13 protein-coding genes are annotated in these 18,374 nt (G+C 69.4%); 8 read left to right on the forward strand and 5 right to left on the reverse strand.

Going from position 1 to position 18,374, the window contains the following annotated elements:
• The first annotated feature begins 3 nt into the window (after nucleotides 1-3).
• The 3 genes from scpA to HRJ34_RS18805 all read left to right on the forward strand — a co-directional run bounded on the left by scpA (nucleotide 4) and on the right by HRJ34_RS18805 (nucleotide 5,291).
• Nucleotides 4-2,154, forward strand: a complete 2,151-nt coding sequence (scpA, locus tag HRJ34_RS18795; RefSeq protein ID WP_208632110.1) for a methylmalonyl-CoA mutase — start codon at nucleotides 4-6, stop codon at nucleotides 2,152-2,154.
• On the forward strand, nucleotides 2,151-3,167 hold the full coding sequence (gene bioB, locus HRJ34_RS18800) for a biotin synthase BioB (RefSeq protein ID WP_029995094.1): 1,017 nt from the start codon (nucleotides 2,151-2,153) through the stop codon (nucleotides 3,165-3,167). The genes scpA and bioB overlap by 4 nt, the downstream gene beginning before the upstream one ends.
• A gap of 141 nt (nucleotides 3,168-3,308) precedes the next feature.
• On the forward strand, nucleotides 3,309-5,291 hold the full coding sequence (locus tag HRJ34_RS18805) for an acetyl-CoA carboxylase biotin carboxylase subunit (RefSeq protein ID WP_208632111.1): 1,983 nt from the start codon (nucleotides 3,309-3,311) through the stop codon (nucleotides 5,289-5,291).
• 65 nt (nucleotides 5,292-5,356) lie between these two features.
• Here HRJ34_RS18805 and pgl read toward each other — a convergent pair whose 3' ends face one another.
• Together pgl and zwf are read right to left on the reverse strand one after the other, a co-directional pair.
• Complete coding sequence (gene pgl, locus HRJ34_RS18810) at nucleotides 5,357-6,061, reverse strand: 6-phosphogluconolactonase (protein ID WP_012049090.1); 705 nt, start codon at nucleotides 6,059-6,061, stop codon at nucleotides 5,357-5,359.
• Between the two features lie 160 nt (nucleotides 6,062-6,221).
• A complete protein-coding gene (zwf, locus tag HRJ34_RS18815) occupies nucleotides 6,222-7,679 on the reverse strand; it encodes a glucose-6-phosphate dehydrogenase (RefSeq protein WP_208632112.1) in 1,458 nt (485 codons plus the stop codon).
• A 155-nt stretch (nucleotides 7,680-7,834) separates the two neighbouring features.
• On the opposite strand from zwf, the gene HRJ34_RS18820 reads away from it, so the two are divergent.
• From HRJ34_RS18820 to HRJ34_RS18835, 4 genes are all read left to right on the forward strand, one after another.
• Nucleotides 7,835-8,632, forward strand: coding sequence for a GNAT family N-acetyltransferase (locus HRJ34_RS18820; RefSeq protein WP_012049088.1), 798 nt, complete (start codon nucleotides 7,835-7,837; stop codon nucleotides 8,630-8,632).
• 184 nt (nucleotides 8,633-8,816) lie between these two features.
• Nucleotides 8,817-10,838 carry a TonB-dependent receptor gene (locus tag HRJ34_RS18825; RefSeq protein WP_208632113.1) on the forward strand — a complete coding sequence of 674 codons (2,022 nt, stop codon included), beginning with the start codon at nucleotides 8,817-8,819 and terminating at the stop codon, nucleotides 10,836-10,838.
• 200 nt (nucleotides 10,839-11,038) lie between these two features.
• Nucleotides 11,039-12,316 (forward strand): dicarboxylate/amino acid:cation symporter, encoded by a 1,278-nt coding sequence (locus tag HRJ34_RS18830; RefSeq protein WP_012049086.1) that lies wholly within the window; start codon nucleotides 11,039-11,041, stop codon nucleotides 12,314-12,316.
• 85 nt (nucleotides 12,317-12,401) lie between these two features.
• A complete protein-coding gene (locus HRJ34_RS18835; RefSeq protein WP_012049085.1) occupies nucleotides 12,402-13,073 on the forward strand; it encodes a glutathione S-transferase family protein in 672 nt (223 codons plus the stop codon).
• Nucleotides 13,074-13,082: 9 nt separating this feature from the next.
• Here HRJ34_RS18835 and HRJ34_RS18840 read toward each other — a convergent pair whose 3' ends face one another.
• The 3 genes from HRJ34_RS18840 to HRJ34_RS18850 are packed head-to-tail and all read right to left on the reverse strand — an operon-like array spanning nucleotide 13,083 to nucleotide 16,666.
• Nucleotides 13,083-14,216: a dipeptidase gene (locus tag HRJ34_RS18840; protein ID WP_029995277.1), complete on the reverse strand. Its 1,134-nt coding sequence runs from the start codon at nucleotides 14,214-14,216 to the stop codon at nucleotides 13,083-13,085.
• Nucleotides 14,206-15,588 (reverse strand): amidohydrolase family protein, encoded by a 1,383-nt coding sequence (locus HRJ34_RS18845; RefSeq protein ID WP_208632114.1) that lies wholly within the window; start codon nucleotides 15,586-15,588, stop codon nucleotides 14,206-14,208. The genes HRJ34_RS18840 and HRJ34_RS18845 overlap by 11 nt, the downstream gene beginning before the upstream one ends.
• A 52-nt stretch (nucleotides 15,589-15,640) precedes the next feature.
• Nucleotides 15,641-16,666, reverse strand: coding sequence for a cupin-like domain-containing protein (locus HRJ34_RS18850; RefSeq protein WP_208632115.1), 1,026 nt, complete (start codon nucleotides 16,664-16,666; stop codon nucleotides 15,641-15,643).
• A 156-nt stretch (nucleotides 16,667-16,822) separates the two neighbouring features.
• On the opposite strand from HRJ34_RS18850, the gene HRJ34_RS18855 reads away from it, so the two are divergent.
• Nucleotides 16,823-18,358, forward strand: a complete 1,536-nt coding sequence (locus tag HRJ34_RS18855; RefSeq protein ID WP_030092553.1) for an NAD(P)/FAD-dependent oxidoreductase — start codon at nucleotides 16,823-16,825, stop codon at nucleotides 18,356-18,358.
• Nucleotides 18,359-18,374 lie beyond the last annotated feature (16 nt).

Consider the following 18,374-nt stretch of genomic DNA (forward strand, 5'->3'; position numbering starts at 1 on the left):
GCGATGAGCGACGACAAGCCCGATCTGGCCCGCTGGGAGGCCGCCGCCGCCAAGGAGGTCAAGGGCAAGGACCTGACCTGGAACACGCCCGAGGGGATCGCGGTCAAGCCGCTCTACACCGCCGCGGACGTGGCCGGCATCGACCCCGGCCTGCCCGGCTTCGCGCCGTTCACGCGCGGGGTGCGCGCATCGATGTATGCCGGCCGTCCCTGGACGATCCGCCAATATGCCGGCTTCTCGACCGCCGAGGAATCGAACGCCTTCTACCATCGCAACCTCAAGGCCGGGCAGAAGGGCCTGTCGGTCGCCTTCGACCTGGCGACCCATCGCGGCTATGACAGCGACCACCCGCGCGTCACCGGCGACGTCGGCAAGGCGGGCGTGGCGATCGACACGATCGACGACATGAAGATCCTGTTCGACGGCATCCCGCTCGACCAGATGTCGGTGTCGATGACGATGAACGGCGCGGTGATCCCGGTGCTCGCCTTCTTCATCGTCGCGGGCGAGGAGCAGGGCGTGCCGATGGCCCAGCTCGACGGGACCATCCAGAACGACATCCTCAAGGAGTTCATGGTCCGCAACACCTATATCTACCCGCCCGAGCCGAGCATGCGGATCATCTCGGACATCTTCGCCTTCACCTCGCAAAACATGCCCAAGTTCAACTCGATCTCGATCTCGGGCTATCACATGCAGGAAGCCGGGGCGACGCAGGTCCAGGAATTGGCCTTCACCATCGCCGACGGCATGGAATATGTGAAATACGGCGTCGCCTCGGGCCTCGACATCGACAAGTTCGCCGGACGCCTCAGCTTCTTCTTCGCGATCGGCATGAACTTCTTCATGGAGATCGCCAAGCTGCGCGCCGCGCGGGTGCTGTGGCACCGGGTGATGACCAAGCTGGGCGCCAGGGACGAGCGTTCGAAGATGCTGCGCACCCATTGCCAGACGTCGGGCGTCTCGCTGACCGAGCAGGACCCGTACAACAACGTCATGCGCACCACGATCGAGGCGATGGCGGCGATGCTGGGCGGCACCCAGTCGCTCCACACCAACGCGCTCGACGAGGCGATCGCGCTGCCGACCGACTTCTCGGCCCGGATCGCGCGCAACACCCAGATCGTCATCCAGGAAGAGACCGGGATGACCAGGGTCGTCGATCCGCTCGGCGGCTCCTATTATGTCGAGAGCCTGACCCAGGAGCTGGTCGACCGCGCCTGGGAGATCATCGAGAAGGTCGAGGCCGAGGGCGGCATGGCGAAGGCCGTGGCCGCCGGCTGGCCCAAGGCGATGATCGAGGAGGCATCGGCCGCCAAAGCGGCGCGGATCGACCGCGGCGAGGAGATCATCGTCGGCGTCAACAAATACCGCCTCGCCAATGAGGAAGAGATCGACATCCTCGACGTCGACAACCATGCGGTGCGCGAGGCGCAGATCCGCCGCATCCAGGCGGTCAAGGCCGGCCGCGACGAGGCGACGTGCCAGGCCGCGCTCGCCGCGCTGACCGATGGCGCGCGGGGCGGCGCGAACCTGCTCGCCCTCGCCGTCGATTGCGCCCGCGCCCGCGCGACGCTGGGCGAGATCTCGGCGGCGATGGAGGCGGTGTTCGGCCGCTTCGGCACCAACCCGACCCCGGTCAAGGGCATCTATGGCGGCGCCTATGGCGACGACCGCCGCTGGGCTGGGCTGGTCGACGGGGTCGAGACGATCACCCGGCGCAAGGGCCGCAAGCCCCGCATGCTGGTCGCCAAGATGGGCCAGGACGGGCACGACCGCGGCGCCAACCTCGTCTCCTCGGCGTTCGGCGACCTCGGCTTCGAGGTGGTGGCGGGGCCGCTGTTCCAGACCCCGAAGGAAGCCGCCGAGCTGGCGCTCAAGGCCGATGTCGACGTGGTCGGCGCGTCCAGCCTCGCCGCCGGCCACAAGACGCTGATCCCCGAGCTGATCCAGCACCTCAAGGATGCCGGGCGCGGCGACATCAAGGTGGTCGCCGGCGGCGTCATCCCGGCGCAGGATTATCAGTTCCTCCGCGACGCGGGGGTGCAGGGGATTTTCGGCCCCGGCACGAATCTCGTCAACGCGGCCACCGAAGTGCTACGGCTGTTGGGTCACAACCAACCGCCCGAAGGCTTCGAGGAGGCCGCTGAATGAATGCCCATGCCAACCCCCGCCCCGCCGTCCGGTCCGACTGGACGCGCGAGGAGATCGCGGCCCTGTTCGACCTGCCGTTCAACGACCTGCTGTGGCAGGCGCAGGCCGCGCATCGCGCCGCCCATGCGGCGAACGAGGTCCAGCTCTCGACCCTGCTGTCGATCAAGACCGGCGGCTGTCCCGAGGATTGCGGCTATTGCAACCAGTCGGTCCATGCGGAAACGGGCCTCAAGGCGACCAAGCTGATGGACGTGCGCGCGGTGCTCCAGTCCGCCGCGCAGGCCCGGGACGCCGGCTCGACCCGCTTCTGCATGGGCGCCGCCTGGCGCAACCCCAAGGACCGCGACATGCCCGCCATCGTCGAGATGGTGAAGGGCGTCCGCCAGATGGGGATGGAGACCTGCATGACCCTCGGCATGCTGACCGGGGACCAGGCCCGGACGCTCGCCGATGCGGGGCTCGACTATTACAACCACAATATCGACACCGCGCCCGAGCGTTACGACCAGGTGATCACCACCCGGACCTTCGAGGACCGGATCGAGACGCTCGAGCATGTCCGCGAGGCGGGGATCAACGTCTGCTGCGGCGGCATCGTCGGCATGGGCGAGACGCGCGCCGACCGGGTCGGCTTCATCCATGCGCTGGCGACACTGCCGGTCCATCCCGAGAGCGTACCGGTCAACGCGCTGGTGCCGGTCAAGGGCACGGTGCTGGGCGACATGCTCGCCGACACGCCGCTGGCGAAGATCGACGAGATCGAGTTCGTCCGCACCGTCGCGGTCGCGCGGATCACCATGCCGGCCTCGATGGTCCGCCTGTCGGCGGGCCGCGAGAGCATGTCCGACGCCGCGCAGGCGCTGTGCTTCATGGCCGGAGCCAATTCGATCTTCACCGGCGACAAGCTGCTCACCACCGACAATGCCGGCGACGACAGGGACGCCGCGCTGTTCGCCCGGCTCGGCATCACGCCGATGGCGGCCGAGTGCAAGGTCGAGCTGGCGGCGGAGTAATCACATGATCCGCTCATCCTGAGGAGGGACTGAGCCTGGCGAAGTCCCGTCTCGAAGGATCCTTCGAGACGCCGGTTCGTCAAGCTCACCGGCTCCTCAGAATGAGCGGAAAGGATAGCATACAGGGAAGCGACGACGACGATGTTCAAGAAAATCCTGATCGCCAATCGCGGCGAGATCGCCTGTCGCGTGATCAAGACCGCCCGCCGCATGGGCATCAAGACCGTCGCCGTCTATTCGGACGCCGACGCGCGCGCGCCGCATGTCGAGATGGCCGACGAGGCCGTCCATATCGGCGCCTCGCCCGCGTCGGAAAGCTATCTGATCGCCGACCGGATCATCGCGGCGTGCCAGGCGACCGGCGCCGAGGCGGTCCATCCCGGCTACGGCTTCCTGTCGGAGCGGACCAGCTTCGCCGAGGCGCTGGCCGCCGCCAACATCGCCTTCATCGGCCCGCCGGCCAATGCGATCGCCGCGATGGGCGACAAGATCGAATCGAAGAAGCTGGCGATGGAGGCCGGCGTCAACGTCGTCCCCGGCTATGTCGGCGAGATCGACGACACCGACCATGCCGTCCGCATCGCCAACGACATCGGCTATCCGGTGATGATGAAGGCGTCGGCCGGCGGCGGCGGCAAGGGCATGCGCCTTGCCTATTCGGAGAAGGACGTCCGCGAGAATTTCGACAGCGTCAAGCGCGAGGGGCTGAACAGCTTCGGCGACGACCGCGTCTTCATCGAGAAGTTCATCGAGAGCCCGCGCCACATCGAGATCCAGGTGCTCGGCGACAAGCATGGCAACATCGTCTACCTCAACGAGCGCGAATGCTCGATCCAGCGCCGCCACCAGAAGGTGGTCGAGGAGGCGCCGTCGCCCTTCGTCAGCCCGGAGATGCGCAAGGCGATGGGCGAGCAGTGCGTCGCGCTCGCCCGCGCGGTCGGCTATTTCAGCGCCGGCACCGTCGAGCTGATCGTCTCGGGCGCCGACAAGACCGGCCAGGGCTTCTACTTCCTCGAGATGAACACCCGGCTCCAGGTCGAGCATCCCGTCACCGAATGCATCACCGGGCTCGACCTGGTCGAGCAGATGATCCGCGTCGCCTATGGCGAGAAGCTGGCCTTCACCCAGGCCGACGTGAAGATCAACGGCTGGGCGGTCGAGAACCGCGTCTATGCCGAGGACCCCTATCGCGGCTTCCTGCCGTCGACCGGCCGCCTCGTCCGCTACCGGCCGCCGGCCGAGGTCGACAATGTCCGCGTCGACGACGGCGTCTATGAGGGCTCCGAGATCTCGATGTTCTACGACCCGATGATCGCCAAGCTGATCACCTGGGGCGAGACCCGCGAGGCGGCGATCGACCGGCAGATCACCGCGCTCGACCGGTTCGAGATCGACGGCATCGGCCATAATGTCGATTTCCTGTCGGCGCTGATGCAGCATCCGCGCTTCCGCTCGGGCAACATCACCACCGGCTTCATCGCCGAGGAATTCCCCGAAGGCTTCACCGGCGCCGCCGCCGATGCGAAGCTGGGCCTGCACCTCGCCGCGGTGGCGGGCGTGCTGGCCAGCATCGACACCGCCCGCGCGGCGCAGATCGACGGCCGGCTCAACGGCCCTGCCGATCCCTCGACGAGCTGGGTCGTCACCCTCGACAAGGTCGAGCGCCAGATCGAGATCCTCGGCGACGCGGTCAGCGTCGACGGCACCCCGGTGGTGGTCGACGCCCCCTATGTGCCGGGGCAGAAGCTGGTCGAGGCGGTGATCGACGGCGAGCCGCTGTCGATCCGGGTCGAGCGCAAGCGCACCGGCTGGCGCTTCACGACGCGGGGCGCGAGCCACGAGCTGCGCGTGCTGACCCCGCGCGTCGCGTCGCTGGCGCACCACATGATCGAGAAGATCCCGCCCGACATGTCGCGCTTCCTGCTCTGCCCGATGCCGGGCCTGGTGACCGCGATCCACGTCGCCGAGGGCGCGAAGGTCGAGGCCGGCCAGCCGCTCGCGGTGGTCGAGGCGATGAAGATGGAGAACATCCTGCGCGCCGAGAAGGCCGGCACGGTCAAGGCCGTCGCCGCCAAGGCCGGCGACAGCCTTGCCGTCGACGCGGTGATCCTCGAATTCGAGTGACCTCCCCACTCCCGTCATGCCGGCGGAGGCCGGCATGACGGGTCAAGGCAGCTGGTCGCAGGTCCTCACTCGCTCCAGTGGATGTCGATCGCCTGCTCGGCGTCGGCGAGGACCCGGCCGATCGGCAGGCTCGAGCTGGCCCCTTCCTTGAGGGCCCTTTCGAGCAGTTTCTTCTTCTCCTTGCCGGTCAGCACCAGCATCACCGTGCGCGCCGACAGGATCGCCGCCTTGGTCAGCGTCACCCGCGCGACCGGGGCCTCGGGGGGCAGCGGATCGGGCATCACCCCGACCGCGCGGCGCGCCTTGGGGGCGCCCAGCGCGTCGTCGAGGTCGGGCCCGGCGAAGATCGAGGCGGTGTGGCCGTCGGTGCCGACGCCGAGCCACACCAGGTCCGGCGGCCAGGGGAAATCCTGCAGCCGGGCGTCGGCGGCCATGCCGGCGCTGCGATAGTCGGGCGCCTTCTCGCTGATCACCGGCACCACCCGCGCGCCCTTCGGCAGGAAGACCCTGGCGAGCGCCGCGGCGTTCGACAGCGGATCGGTCATCGCCACGATCCGCTCGTCGGTCGGGATGATCGTCACCCGCTTCCAGTCGATCTTCGCCTTGGCCAGCTTCTCGTAGATCGGCAGCGGCGTCTGGCCGCCCGGCAGCGCGAGCAGGCACTGGCCCCGCGCGTCGAGCGCCGATTCGATGATGAAGCCGACATCGCCCGCCACCGCTTCGGCAAGCTCGGCCGGGTCCTCATAATCCCACCATTCGGCCTCGATCATATCGTCTTCCTTGTCCTTCTATTTCCAAATCCTCCCTGCGCGTTAGCGCGGGGAGGGGGACCGCGCAAAGCGCGGTGGAGGGGTCTGCGACCCCAACCCCTCCACCACCCTATGGGTGGTCCCCCTCCCCACGTTTCACGTGGGGAGGAATAATTCCACGTCAATCATGCCACGTGACGCCGTCGCGTTCGGTGAGGGCGATGGCGGCGGAGGGGCCCCAGGTGCCGGCCATATAGGGCTTGGGCTTCATGGCATTGGCGGCCCAGCCGTCGCGGATCGCGTCGACCCATTCCCACTGCGCCTCGACCTCGTCGCGCCGCACGAACAGCGTCTGGTCGCCCTCGACCAGGTCGAGCAGCAGCCGCTCATAGGCGATCCGCCGCCGGCTGTCGGCGAAGGCGTTCGGCATCGATATGTCGAGCGGCACCTCCCTCAGCCGGATCCCGTCGCGGTCGAGCCCCGGCTCCTTCGCCATCAGCAGCAGCCGGACATTCTCGTCGGGCTGCAAACGGATGATCAGCTTGTTGGGTTGCAGCACCGCGCCCCGCCCGTCGAAGATCGAGTGCGGCACCCCCTTGAACTGGATGAAGATCTCCGACTGACGGCTCGGCAGCCGCTTGCCCGTGCGCAGGTAGAAGGGAACCCCCTTCCACCGCCAATTGTCGATGTTCGCCTTCAGCGCGACGAAGGTCTCGGTGTCCGACGGCTTGCCCAGCTCGTCGACATAACCCGGCACCGGCCCGCCCGCGACCGCGCCGGCGCCGTACTGCCCGATCACGCTGTGGCTCGCCGCCGTCGCCCGGTCGATCGGGCGCAGCGAGCGGAACACCTTCACCTTCTCGTCGCGCACCGCGGCCGCGTCGAACCGCGCCGGCGGCTCCATCGCCACCAGCGCCAGCAGCTGGAGCATGTGGTTCTGCACCATGTCCCTGAGCGCGCCCGCCCCGTCGTAGAAGCCGACCCGGCCCTCCAGCCCGACCGTCTCCGACACGGTGATCTGGACATGGTCGATCCCGCCCTCGCGCCACAGCGGCTCGAACAGGCCATTGGCGAAGCGCAGCGCCAGCAGGTTCTGGACCGTCTCCTTGCCCAGATAATGGTCGATCCGGAAGATCCGCTCCTCGGGGAAGACCGATCCGACCGCGTCGTTGATCTCGCGGCTCGACGCCATGTCGTAGCCGAGCGGCTTCTCCAGCCCGATCCGCGCCCCGTCGCCCGCCAGCCCCGCCTTGGCGAGACCCTCGATCGTCGCCCCGAACAGCGACGGCGCGGTCGACAGGAAGATCGACAGCCCCCGCTCGGTCGATCCAACCTTCTCCGCCAGCGCGGCGAAGTCGCCCTCCTTCGAGGCGTCGACCGGGACATAGCCGACCCGCGCGAGGAAGCCGCCCAGCGCCGCCTCGTCGAGCCGCTCGGCCGGCACGAAGCGGCGCAGCGCCTGCTCGACGAACCCCCGGAACGCCGCGTCGTCATGCCCGCTGCGCGCCGTCCCCACGATCGCCAGACCCGACGGTAGCAGCCCATCCGCCGCCAGCCCGTACAGCGACGGCAGCAGCATCCGCTGCGACAGGTCTCCCGTCGCACCAAACAACAGCAGCTTCTCGCTCGGTGCCGTCACTGCGGATTCTCCTTGTGGTCCGGCGGTCGCCGGGAAGGTCGTGCCGCCATCGTCACGGCGGTGGAACATGGTTGTAGCAAATCGATCGCGATGCGGTAGCCGCCGTGTCGCATTGCGCCATTATTGCCGGGTCATCGTTGCAGCAAGGGGACGCCATGATGACGCAGGCCCTCGATCGGGTTGAACGCCGCCTTGCCGTCCGGCTCGCCGATGGCGCGGCCGACGTCGTCGCGGCGCAGCGATTGCGCTACGACATCTTCTTCCGCGACATGGGCGCGACGCCCGAGCCGCAGGCGGCCGACGCCGGCCAGGGCCGCGACGTCGACCCTTACGACATGCTGTGCGACCATCTGCTGGTCGAGGACCATGCGCGCGCCGGCAGCCCGGTGGTGGGCACCTATCGGCTGCTCCGCCAGAGCGTCGCCGAGGCGCATGACGGCTTCTATTCGGCGCACGAGTTCGACCTGTCGGCGGTGATCGCGCACGGCCGGCGCGAGGGCGTCGAGCTGCTCGAACTCGGCCGTTCCTGCGTCGACCCGGCCTATCGCGACGCCGGCACCATCCAATTGCTGTGGCGCGGCATCGCCGACTATCTGCAGCGCCACCGGATCGGCCATATGTTCGGTTGCGCGAGCTTTCCCGGTACCGACCCGGCCGAGCATGCCGAGGGCCTGTCGCTGCTCGCCCACAACCACATGGCGGTGCCCGAGCTGCGCGCCCGCGCGATCGGCGCGCATGCCATCCCGCTCGGCCCGCTGCCGCTTGGCGGCTATGACCCGCGCATCGCCTCGCGCCGGCTGCCGCCGCTGATCAAGGCCTATCTGCGGGTCGGCGCCGAGGTCGGCGACGGCGCCTATATCGACCACGCCTTCAACACGATCGACGTGTTCGTGCTGATGCCCGTCGCCCGCATCGCCGCCCGCTACGCCCAGCGCTTCGAGGTCGCGGCGTAAGACCCCGTCACGCGTCGTCCCGGCGGAGGCCGGGACCTCGGGCGGCTCCAGCGTCGATCTTCTCTCCTCTCTCCGGAGATGCCGGCCTCCGCCGGCATGACGGAGGCGTCTTGGCCTTTATACCCATTGACGCCGCCGCCCCGGAGTGGTGATCCGCCCTCAAAGCAATTCCGGGAGGATCATCGTGCGGCATCTTCGTTTCCTGCTGACCGCGGCCTGCGTCGGGCTCATCGCCGGCCCGGCCTGGGCCGACGATGCGGCGGAGATCGTCGTCACCGGCCAGGGCCTGCCGCGCTCGCCCGGCGACGCCGCGTTCGACGTGATCAGCATCGACCGCGCCCGGCTGGAGGCGTCGGCGAGCGGGCGGATGGAGGACATCCTGCGCGACGCCGCCGGCTTCCAGCAGTTCCGCCGTTCCGACGCGCGATCGGCGCATCCGACCAGCCAGGGGGCGACGCTGCGCGGCCTCGGCGGCAACGCCTCGGCCCGCGCGCTGATCCTGCTCGACGGCGTGCCGATGGTCGATCCGTTCGGCGGCTGGGTGAGCTGGGCCGCGCTCGATCCGGCGCGGATCGGCCATGTCCGCGTCACGCGCGGCGGCGGCAGCGGCGTCTATGGCCCCGGCGCGCTGGCCGGGACGATCGAGCTGTCGAGCATGAGCCCGGACGAGGCGCACGCCGTCGACGCGAGCGTCGCCTATGGCAGCCGCGACTCGATCGACGCCGACGCGACGGTGACGGCGCGGCTCGGCGGCGGCTTCCTGATGCTGTCGGGCGGCCATGCGCAGGGCGACGGCTTCATCCCCGTCGTCGAGGAGGATCGCGGCCCGATCGACCGCGCCGCGCGCTACAAGCAGAGCCGCGCCGCCGCCCGCGCGGTGATCCCGGTCGGGGCGGAGACCGAGCTGCAGGCCAACGGCTCCTTCCTGCTCGACCGGCGCGACCGCGGCGTCCCCTTCACCGGCAACAGCAACCTCGCGGTCGACAGCTCGATCCGGCTGGTCGGGCGCGGCCGCTGGGGGTGGGAGGCGACCGCCTGGCTCCAGCACCGCGAATTCTCGAGCGGCTTCGCCAGCATCGGCGCCGGCCGCGCCACCGTCAGCCAGTCGCTCGACCAGTATAACGTCCCCGCCAACGGCTTCGGCGGGCGGATCGAGCTGCGCCCGCCGCTCGGCGAAGGGATCAGCCTGCGGATCGGCGGCGACGCCCGCCATGTCAGCGGGCGGACCGAGGAACGCGTCGTCTCGACCAACGCCAACCGCGTCGCGGGCGGCGAGCAGAATGTCTTCGGCGGCTTCGCCGAACTGGCGCTGCTGCCCGCCACGGGGCTGACGCTGACCGCGAGCGGCCGGGTCGACCATTGGCAGCTCCGCGACGGCCAGCGCACCGAGATCAGCCGCGCGACCGGCGCCCTGATCGCCGCCAACAGCGCGCGCTATCCCGACCGGTCGGGGACCGAGGCGACCGGCCGCGCCGGCATCGCCTGGAGCCCGCCGGGCGCGGCGGCGGTCAGCCTGCGCGCGGCGGCCTATACCGGCTGGCGCCTGCCGACCCTCAACGAGCTCTACCGCCCGTTCCGCGCGGGCAATGATTCGACCATCGCCAACCCGCTGCTCGATCCCGAGCGGGTCAAGGGGATCGAAGGCGGCGCCGAATATGCGCCGCTGCCCGGATGGAAGCTGGGGGCGACGATCTTCTGGAACCGGCTCGACGACGCGATCTCGAACGTCACCATCGCGCCCAACACCCGCCAGCGCCAGAATGTCGACGCGATCCGCAGCCGCGGCATCGAGGTCGACGGCATGGCGACGCTGGGCGAGTGGCGCGCGATCGCCAGCTATTCGCACATCGACCCGCGCGTCCGCGCGTCCGGCGCGGCGCTCGGCCTCGCCGGCCTGCGCCCCGCCCAGACGCCGCGCGACCAGGCGAGCGCCTCGATCGAGTGGAACCGCCCCGACACCGCCCGGATCGGCGTCACCGCGCGCTATGTCGCCAGCCAATATGAGGACGACCAGAACAGCCGCCGCCTCGACGACGCGCTGACCTTCGACGCGGTCGCCGCGCTCGACCTCGGCCGGGGCTTCACCGCCGAGCTGCGCGGCGAGAACATCGCCAACAAGCGCGTCGAGGCGACCGTCGGCGCCGACGGCACCGTCGAACGCGCGACGCCGCGGACGCTGTGGGTGGCGTTGAAGTACAGGCGGTAGCTCCCAAAAATTCTCCCTCCCCTTCAGGGGAGGGATGAAAGGGTGGGGTACGGAGCCAAGGGGGTCGATCCCCCTTGGCGAAGTTCTACGGGACGAGCGAGGAAGCTCGCTGCGCTCGCACCCACCCCCTTCCCCTCCCTTGAAAGGGAGGGGGGATAAGGGCAGTGTCCGCTTCCATTCGGAGGGGGCCCCATCATCCCATGATCATCGACAGCGACGCCGCGCCGGCCATTCGTCCGCCCTTCTGGCGATCGCTCTATGCGCAGGTGCTGCTGGCGATCGTGCTGGGCGTGCTGCTCGGCTGGCTGGCGCCCGATGTCGGCGCGCAGCTCAAGCCGCTCGGCGACGCGTTCATCAAGCTGGTCAAGATGATCATCGCGCCGGTGATCTTCCTGACCGTGGTGACCGGCATCGCCGGGCTCAGCCATCTCGGCGATCTCGGCCGGGTCGCGCTCAAGGCGTTCGGCTATTTCCTCGCGGTGTCGACGCTCGCGCTGATCGTCGGCCTGTTCGTCGCCAATGTCGTCCAGCCGGGCGCGGGGATGCACATCGCCGTCGCCGACCTCGATAGCAGCCACATCGCCGACTATGCCAAGGCCGCGCACGACCAGTCGCTGGTCGGCTTCCTGATGGCGATCATCCCCGACACGCTGCTCTCGGCGCTGGCGCAGGGCGAGATCCTCCAGGTGCTGTTCGTCGCGATCCTGTTCGGCATCGCGCTGTCGCTGGTCGGCGAGCGCGCCCAGCCGGTGACCGACCTGCTCGAACGGCTGGTCGCCGTCGTCTTCCGGCTGGTCGGGATATTGATGAAGGCGGCCCCGATCGGCGCGTTCGGCGCGATGGCCTTCACCATCGGCAAGTTCGGGCTGGGCAGCCTCGCCAATCTCGGCGGGCTGGTGCTGTGCTTCTACCTGACCTCGATCGGCTTCGTCCTCGTCGTCCTCGGCATCATCGCGCGGATCGCCGGCTTCTCGATCCTGCGGCTGATCGCCTATCTCAAGGACGAGCTGCTGCTGGTGCTCGGCACCTCCTCCTCCGAAAGCGCGCTGCCCAACCTGATGGCGAAGATGGAGCAGGCCGGCTGCGCCAAGCCGATCGTCGGGCTGGTCGTGCCGACCGGCTATTCGTTCAACCTCGACGGCACCAACATCTACATGACGCTGGCGGCGCTGTTCATCGCCCAGGCCTGCGACGTCGACCTGTCGCTGGGCGAGCAGATCAGCCTGCTGCTGGTGGCGATGCTGTCGTCGAAGGGCGCCGCCGGGGTGACCGGCGCGGGCTTCGTCACCCTCGCGGCCACCCTGTCGATCGTGCCGTCGGTGCCGGTCGCGGGGATGGCGCTGATCCTCGGCATCGACCGCTTCATGTCCGAATGCCGCAGCCTCACCAACTTCGTCGGCAACGCCGTCGCTACCGTCGTCGTCGCCCGCTGGGAAGGCCAGCTCGACCGCGAGAAGCTCAAGGCCGCGCTGGGCTAGACGATTCCGGCCCGTGCTTTGACAGCGCCCCAATATGTTGATATCAACCCTTCTCATCCAACAGAGCGAGAGAGAAGAGTCCGTCATGCCGATCGACCAGAACGCCGCCATCGAGATCACCGGCTTCGCCTGGGTGCCCGATTTCGCGCGCGGCTTCGTCCGCGACCTGCGGCCGCGCTGGGCCTGCGAGGAGGCCGGGCTCGGCTATCGCGAGCGGCTGATCGGCTTCGAGACGGCGAAGGGCGCGGACTATCGCCGCGAGCAGCCGTTCGGCCAGGTCCCCGCCTATCGCGACGAGGAGGTGCAGATGTTCGAGAGCGGCGCGATGGTGCTGCGCATCGCCGAGCGTTGCGAGCGGCTGATGCCGCGCACCGCGCAGGGCCGCGCCCGGGTGCTGACCTGGGTGACGGCGGCGCTCAACAGCGTCGAACCGTTCGTCTTCGACCTCGTCAATATCGACACCTTCAACCCCGACGCCGAATGGGGCCGCCTGCGCCGCCCGCAGGTGATCGAGACGCTGCGCGGACGACTCGCCGCGCTCGCCGGCTGGCTTGGCGACAAGGACTATCTGGAGGGCGACTTCACCGCCGCCGACATCGTCATGGCGACGGTGCTGCGCGAGGTGTCCGACGATGCGCTGATGGCCGAATTCCCGACCCTCGCCGCCTATCGCGACCGCTGCACCGCGCGGCCGGCCTTCCAGGCGGCGCATGCCGCCCAGCTCGCCTCCTTCGCGGCGGAGCCGGTGCCCGCCTGAACCCGCCGGTCAGGCGCCCCAGATCGTCTCGGCATAGCGCAGGAAATTGGCGCCCAGGATCTTCTCGATCCGGGCGCTGCCATAGCCCTTCGCCTGGAGCAGCCGGGCGAGCCTGCGGAACTGGTCGGGCCCGCGCAGGTCGACGACGAAGGGATAGGTGTCGGGCCGCTCGCCCGCCGCGCTGATCCCGGCGGCGCGGCGCTCGGCGATCTCCTTGGCCAGCGTGGCCTCATAGGCCTTGAGATCGTCGATCGCGGTGACGTCGCCGTCGGTGCCGATGCCGACATGGTCCTCGCCGCAGACATTCACCGCATGGTCGATATGCGCGACGACGTCCTCGGCGCGGGCATGGCCGGTCGCGTTGAGGAAGGGCATGAAATAGATGCCGACGAAGCCGCCCCGCTCGGCCACCAGCCGCAGCTCGGCGTCGGTCTTGTTGCGCGGCAGGTCGACCAGCGCGCGGCAGCCGGTGTGGTTGATCGAGATCGGCGCGCGCGAGGCGCGGGCCGCCTCCAGGCAGGTCCGCTCGCCGCTGTGCGACAGGTCGACCATCACCCGCAGCGCGTTGAGCCGGGCGATCAGCTCGTGCCCGAACGGGGTGATCCCGCGATTCTCGGGCGCCATCGATCCGTCGCCGATCTGGTTGGCGGGATTGTAGGTGAGCTGGAAGATGCGCACGCCGAGATTCGCGAAGATGTCGGCGCGGCCGACGTCCTTGCCCATCATCGCGCCGTTCTGGAAACCGTAGATCAGCCCGACCTTGCCCTCCGTCCGGGCGCGGCGGATGTCGGCGGCGGTGAGGATCTTGACCAGGTCGCGGCCATGCTCGCGCACCAGCCGATCGGTCGCGGCGATGTCGCGGACGCTCGCCTCGAACGGATCGGCGGGGCCCGCCACATAGCCGAGCGTGATGTTGACCGCGGTCAGCCCCGAGGCATGCGCTTCCGCCAGCACGCGCGGGCTGAAGCGCGGGACGAGGCCGTCGCCCCGGTCGTTGGGATCGCCCAGCCCGCCGAGCGCATTGACGACGATCCGGCCCGTGAGCGGATCGGCCGCAGCCGCCGCCAGCAGCGGCCCCGGCAGGGCCGCCGTCGCCGCCGTCGCGGTGGCGAGCGCCAGGAATTCGCGCCGTTCAATCGTCATCGCCGTCCCCCATTTCCGCCCTGGTCGTCGGCCGATAGTCGCCGCGCGGATAGGCGCGGCCGCGCTTCACCACCGTCTCGATCGTCCGGATATTGCCGATGTCGGCGGCCGGATCGGCGGCCAGCACCAGGAAATTGGCGAGCTTGCCGGGCTCGATCGACCCCATGTCGGCCGCCTGCCCCGCCGCCTGCGCGCCGACCAGCGTCGCCGAGCGGATCACCTCGATCGGCGGCATGCCGACGTCGCGGGCGAGGAAGAACAGCTCCTCATGCACGTCGGGCCAGTCGCTGCGATAGCCCTGGACGAAGTCGGTGCCGGTCGAGATCGGCACCCCGGCCTTCCACGCCTGCCGGGTCAGCCGGGTCGTCGTGGCGCCGGTGCAGCGCAGCCGCCGCTTCTCCGGATGCTGCTGCCGCGCCTTGTCGGTGCGGACGAACAGGCTGCCGGTCGCATCGAGGATCGTGCCGTGCTTCAGCATCGCGCGGTAGAGGCCGGCGATCACCGGATCGTCGCCCTGGGGCGCGAGCAACGCCTCGTTGACCGGCGTGCGGTCCTCATAGGCGGCGAGCATCACCGGCTCGACCTGATAGGCGAGGTAGCAGACATGGCTGACCGTGTCGGCGCCGGCCGCGATCACGTCGGCCGGGCGGGTCGGGAACACCGCGCTGTGCGCCCAGACCCGGAAATGCTGGCGATGCGCCTCCGCCGTGATCGCCTTGACGAGGCGCGGCGGCAGATCGGCATAGATCTTGATCGCGGTCGCCGAGGTGCCGCGCGCCAGCGTCACCGCGGTCCTGAGGTCGGTGCGATCGTCGATCGCCTGCATCCAGGGCGCCTTGCCCGGCGTGACGCCCAGCGTCACCGCCAGCACGCGAGGGTCCTGGAAGAAGGGCGGGCCCGCCATCAGCGCGGCATAATGGATGTCGGGCGCGGCGATCTCCCCGGCCAGCGCGGCGCGGCCGAGCTCGGCCACCGGCCGCACGTCGTCGGCCATGTCGCGCACCGCCGTCACCCCGCCATAGAGGTTGCGCCGCAGGATCGCGCGCGCCCTGGCGTCGTCGGGCGGGGTGGCGAGGTGGACATGGGTGTCGATCAGCCCCGGCATGACGAAGCGCCCCGACAGGTCGATCCGCTTCGCCCCATCCGCGCCGGCGATCGTGCCGCGCGGCGCGACCGCGACGATCCGCTGCCCGCGCACCAGGATGTCCTGATGCGCCCGTGGCGGAGCGCCGGTGCCGTCGATGACGGTCGCGTCGGCATAGAGGCTGAACGCTTCGTCGGGGTTCGCGGGCGGCGCGGCACCGGCCAGCGACAACAGGGCCAGCGACAGCAGCGCGATCCGGAAAGGCCGGTTCCTGACAGATAGGGTCACATGGCGATGGCTAAGCCAGCGGACCGGCTTTGACCAGTCCCGGCGCCCGGCGTCAGCGCCCTTCCATGAAGGGGGTCGCGAAATCGTTCGGCCAGGCGAAGTTGGTGAACAGCACCGAGCAGCTCGCGTCGAGGCTGACGACATGATGCCACCAGCCGACCGGGATGAACAGCGCGTCGCCCGGCCCGATCTCCGTCTCCAGCAGCACCGGCCCCTTGTCGCCCGCCTCCTGCAGCGCCTCCAGCGTCCAGTCGCTGAAGATGCGGCGAGCCGTCTTCATCCGCGCCTCTTCCCAGTTCGGCACCATATGGACGCGCTTGCGGCCACGGACCTGGACCAGCAGGTTGTTGGTGAGGTCGTGGTGGAAGGGGGTGATCGTGCCCGCCGGGCCGATCCACAGATAGCCGTCCTGCCCGTCGCGCGGGACGGTATAGCCCTCGATCGGGCCGAAATCGCCCCAGACCGGTTCGAAGGCGGCGCGGTTGCCCGCCCCGTTGTTGGCGGTGACGTAGAGGTCGTTCGACGGCTCCGCGCTGCGCAGCGCGTCGGCGATCTCGCCGAACGGCACGGTCCGCCGCAGCTCCAGCTTGCGCAGCTCGAAATCCTTGCGCGACTCCCGCCCCTTCTGCGCCTCGACCGGCGTCTCCCGGCCGATCCGCTGCTCCAGATAATCGGCCGTCCACAGCGACAGCGCCGGCCAATGATCGACCAGGCCGCCGATCACCACCGGCCGCTGGCCGGCATAATGGTCGCGCAGGAAAGTCTCGGGATCGAGCGATTCGCGCCGCGCGATCCGGGTCGCGTCGGGCGAGCGGCGCCAGGAGGCGGCCTGGCAGTCGAGAATCCAGTCGCGCTTGCGGAGCGCGTCGGCGACGGCCATCGCGCCCTGGAAATAGGGATGGCCCTCGATCTCGCGCGCATAGGCGCCGACCAGCTCGGGATCGGCGCGCTGGGCGAGCTGCAGCGCGATCAGCGAGGGATGCAGCCCCTGCGCCAGCCGCTCGGCGACCAGCGCCGCCAGCACCGGATCGAACTCGACGACCCGCGGCTTCGCCTTGCCCTGCATCCTGTTCAGCATGTCCATCCCCGGATCGTCGGTCCCGCCCCTCGATAAGACAGTCCGATGACAGAAAGGCGACGGCCGGCGGCGCGGCGCAGAACCCCCGCCGTTAACCATGTCTTAGCGGCTCGTCGGCCATGGCTTCGGCGGATATCCGGATATGAGGGACCTTTGATGCCGCGCGCCTCCCACCATGTCGACGTCGCGATCATCGGGGCGGGGCCCGCGGGGCTGACCGCCGGCTACATGCTCGGCAAGCAGGGCTTCACCGTCACCTTGATCGAGAAGGACCCCGACCAGGTCGGCGGGATCAGCCGCACCGTCGAGCATGAGGGTTTCCGATTCGACATCGGCGGCCACCGCTTCTTCTCCAAGTCGCGCGAGGTGGTCGACCTGTGGAACGAGCTGCTGCCCGACGACTTCATCGAGCGGCCGCGGATGAGCCGCATCTATTATCGCGGCAAATATTACAGCTACCCGCTGCGCGCCTTCGAGGCGCTGCGCAACCTGGGCCTGTGGCAGTCGACCTTGTGCATGGCCAGCTTCTTCCGCTGGAAGCTGTTCCCCCACAAGGAGGTGAAGAGCTTCGAGCAATGGGTCGTCAACCAGTTCGGCGCCCGCCTGTTCGGCATCTTCTTCAAGACCTATACCGAGAAGGTGTGGGGCATGCCGTGCGACGAGATGTCGGCCGACTGGGCGGCGCAGCGGATCAAGGGGCTGAGCCTGGGCAAGGCGGTGTGGGACGGCGTCCGCCGCTCGCTGGGCCTCAACAGGCGGCCCAATGACGGGATGCAGGCCAAGACCCTGCTCGAAAGCTTCCGCTATCCGCGCAAGGGCCCCGGCATGATGTGGGACGCCGCGCGCGACCGCATCCTGGAGCAGGGCAACAACCTGCTGATGGGACACATGCTCCACCAGCTGTCGTGGGACGAGACCGCCGGGCTGTGGCGAGTCGCGGCGATGGGGCGTGACGGCCGGCTGGCGATGCTGACCGCCGACCATGTGATCAGCTCCGCGCCGATGCGCGAGCTGGCGAGCCGCATCCACCCGCTGCCGGCGACGCTGCCCGACGCGATGGCGCTCCACTATCGCGACTTCCTGACCGTCGCGCTGATGATCCGGTCGGAGGACCTGTTCCCCGACAACTGGATCTACATCCATGACGATCGGGTGCAGGTCGGCCGCATCCAGAATTTCCGGAGCTGGTCGCCCGAGATGGTGCCCGATCCGGCGCTCGCCTGCGTCGGGCTCGAATATTTCTGCTTCGAGGGCGACGGCCTGTGGTCGTCGTCGGACGAGGACCTCGTCGCGCTGGCGACGCGGGAGCTGGCGCAGCTCGGCCTGTGCGACCCGGCCGCCGTGGCCGGCGGCGCGGTCGTCCGCCAGGAAAAGGCCTATCCGGTCTATGACGACGACTATGCCGCCCATGTCGCGGCGGTGCGCGGCGAGCTGGAGGCGCGCTACCCGACGCTCCACTTCGTCGGCCGCAACGGCATGCACCGCTACAACAACCAGGACCATGCGATGATGACGGCGATGCTGACCGCCCGCAACATCGCCGCCGGCGCCCGCCGCCACGACGTCTGGGCGGTCAACGAGGACGCCGAATATCACGAGGCCGGCCGCGAGGGCGACGATGCCGGCGTCGCCGCCGCGCTCCGCTCCGAACGCGCGGTGCCGACCCGGATCGCCGACAGGAAGGCGGCGTGACGACACCACACCGTCC

Origin of the sequence: Rhizorhabdus wittichii (assembly GCF_017607425.1) — a bacterium.
In the GTDB taxonomy this organism is placed as follows: domain Bacteria; phylum Pseudomonadota; class Alphaproteobacteria; order Sphingomonadales; family Sphingomonadaceae; genus Rhizorhabdus; species Rhizorhabdus wittichii.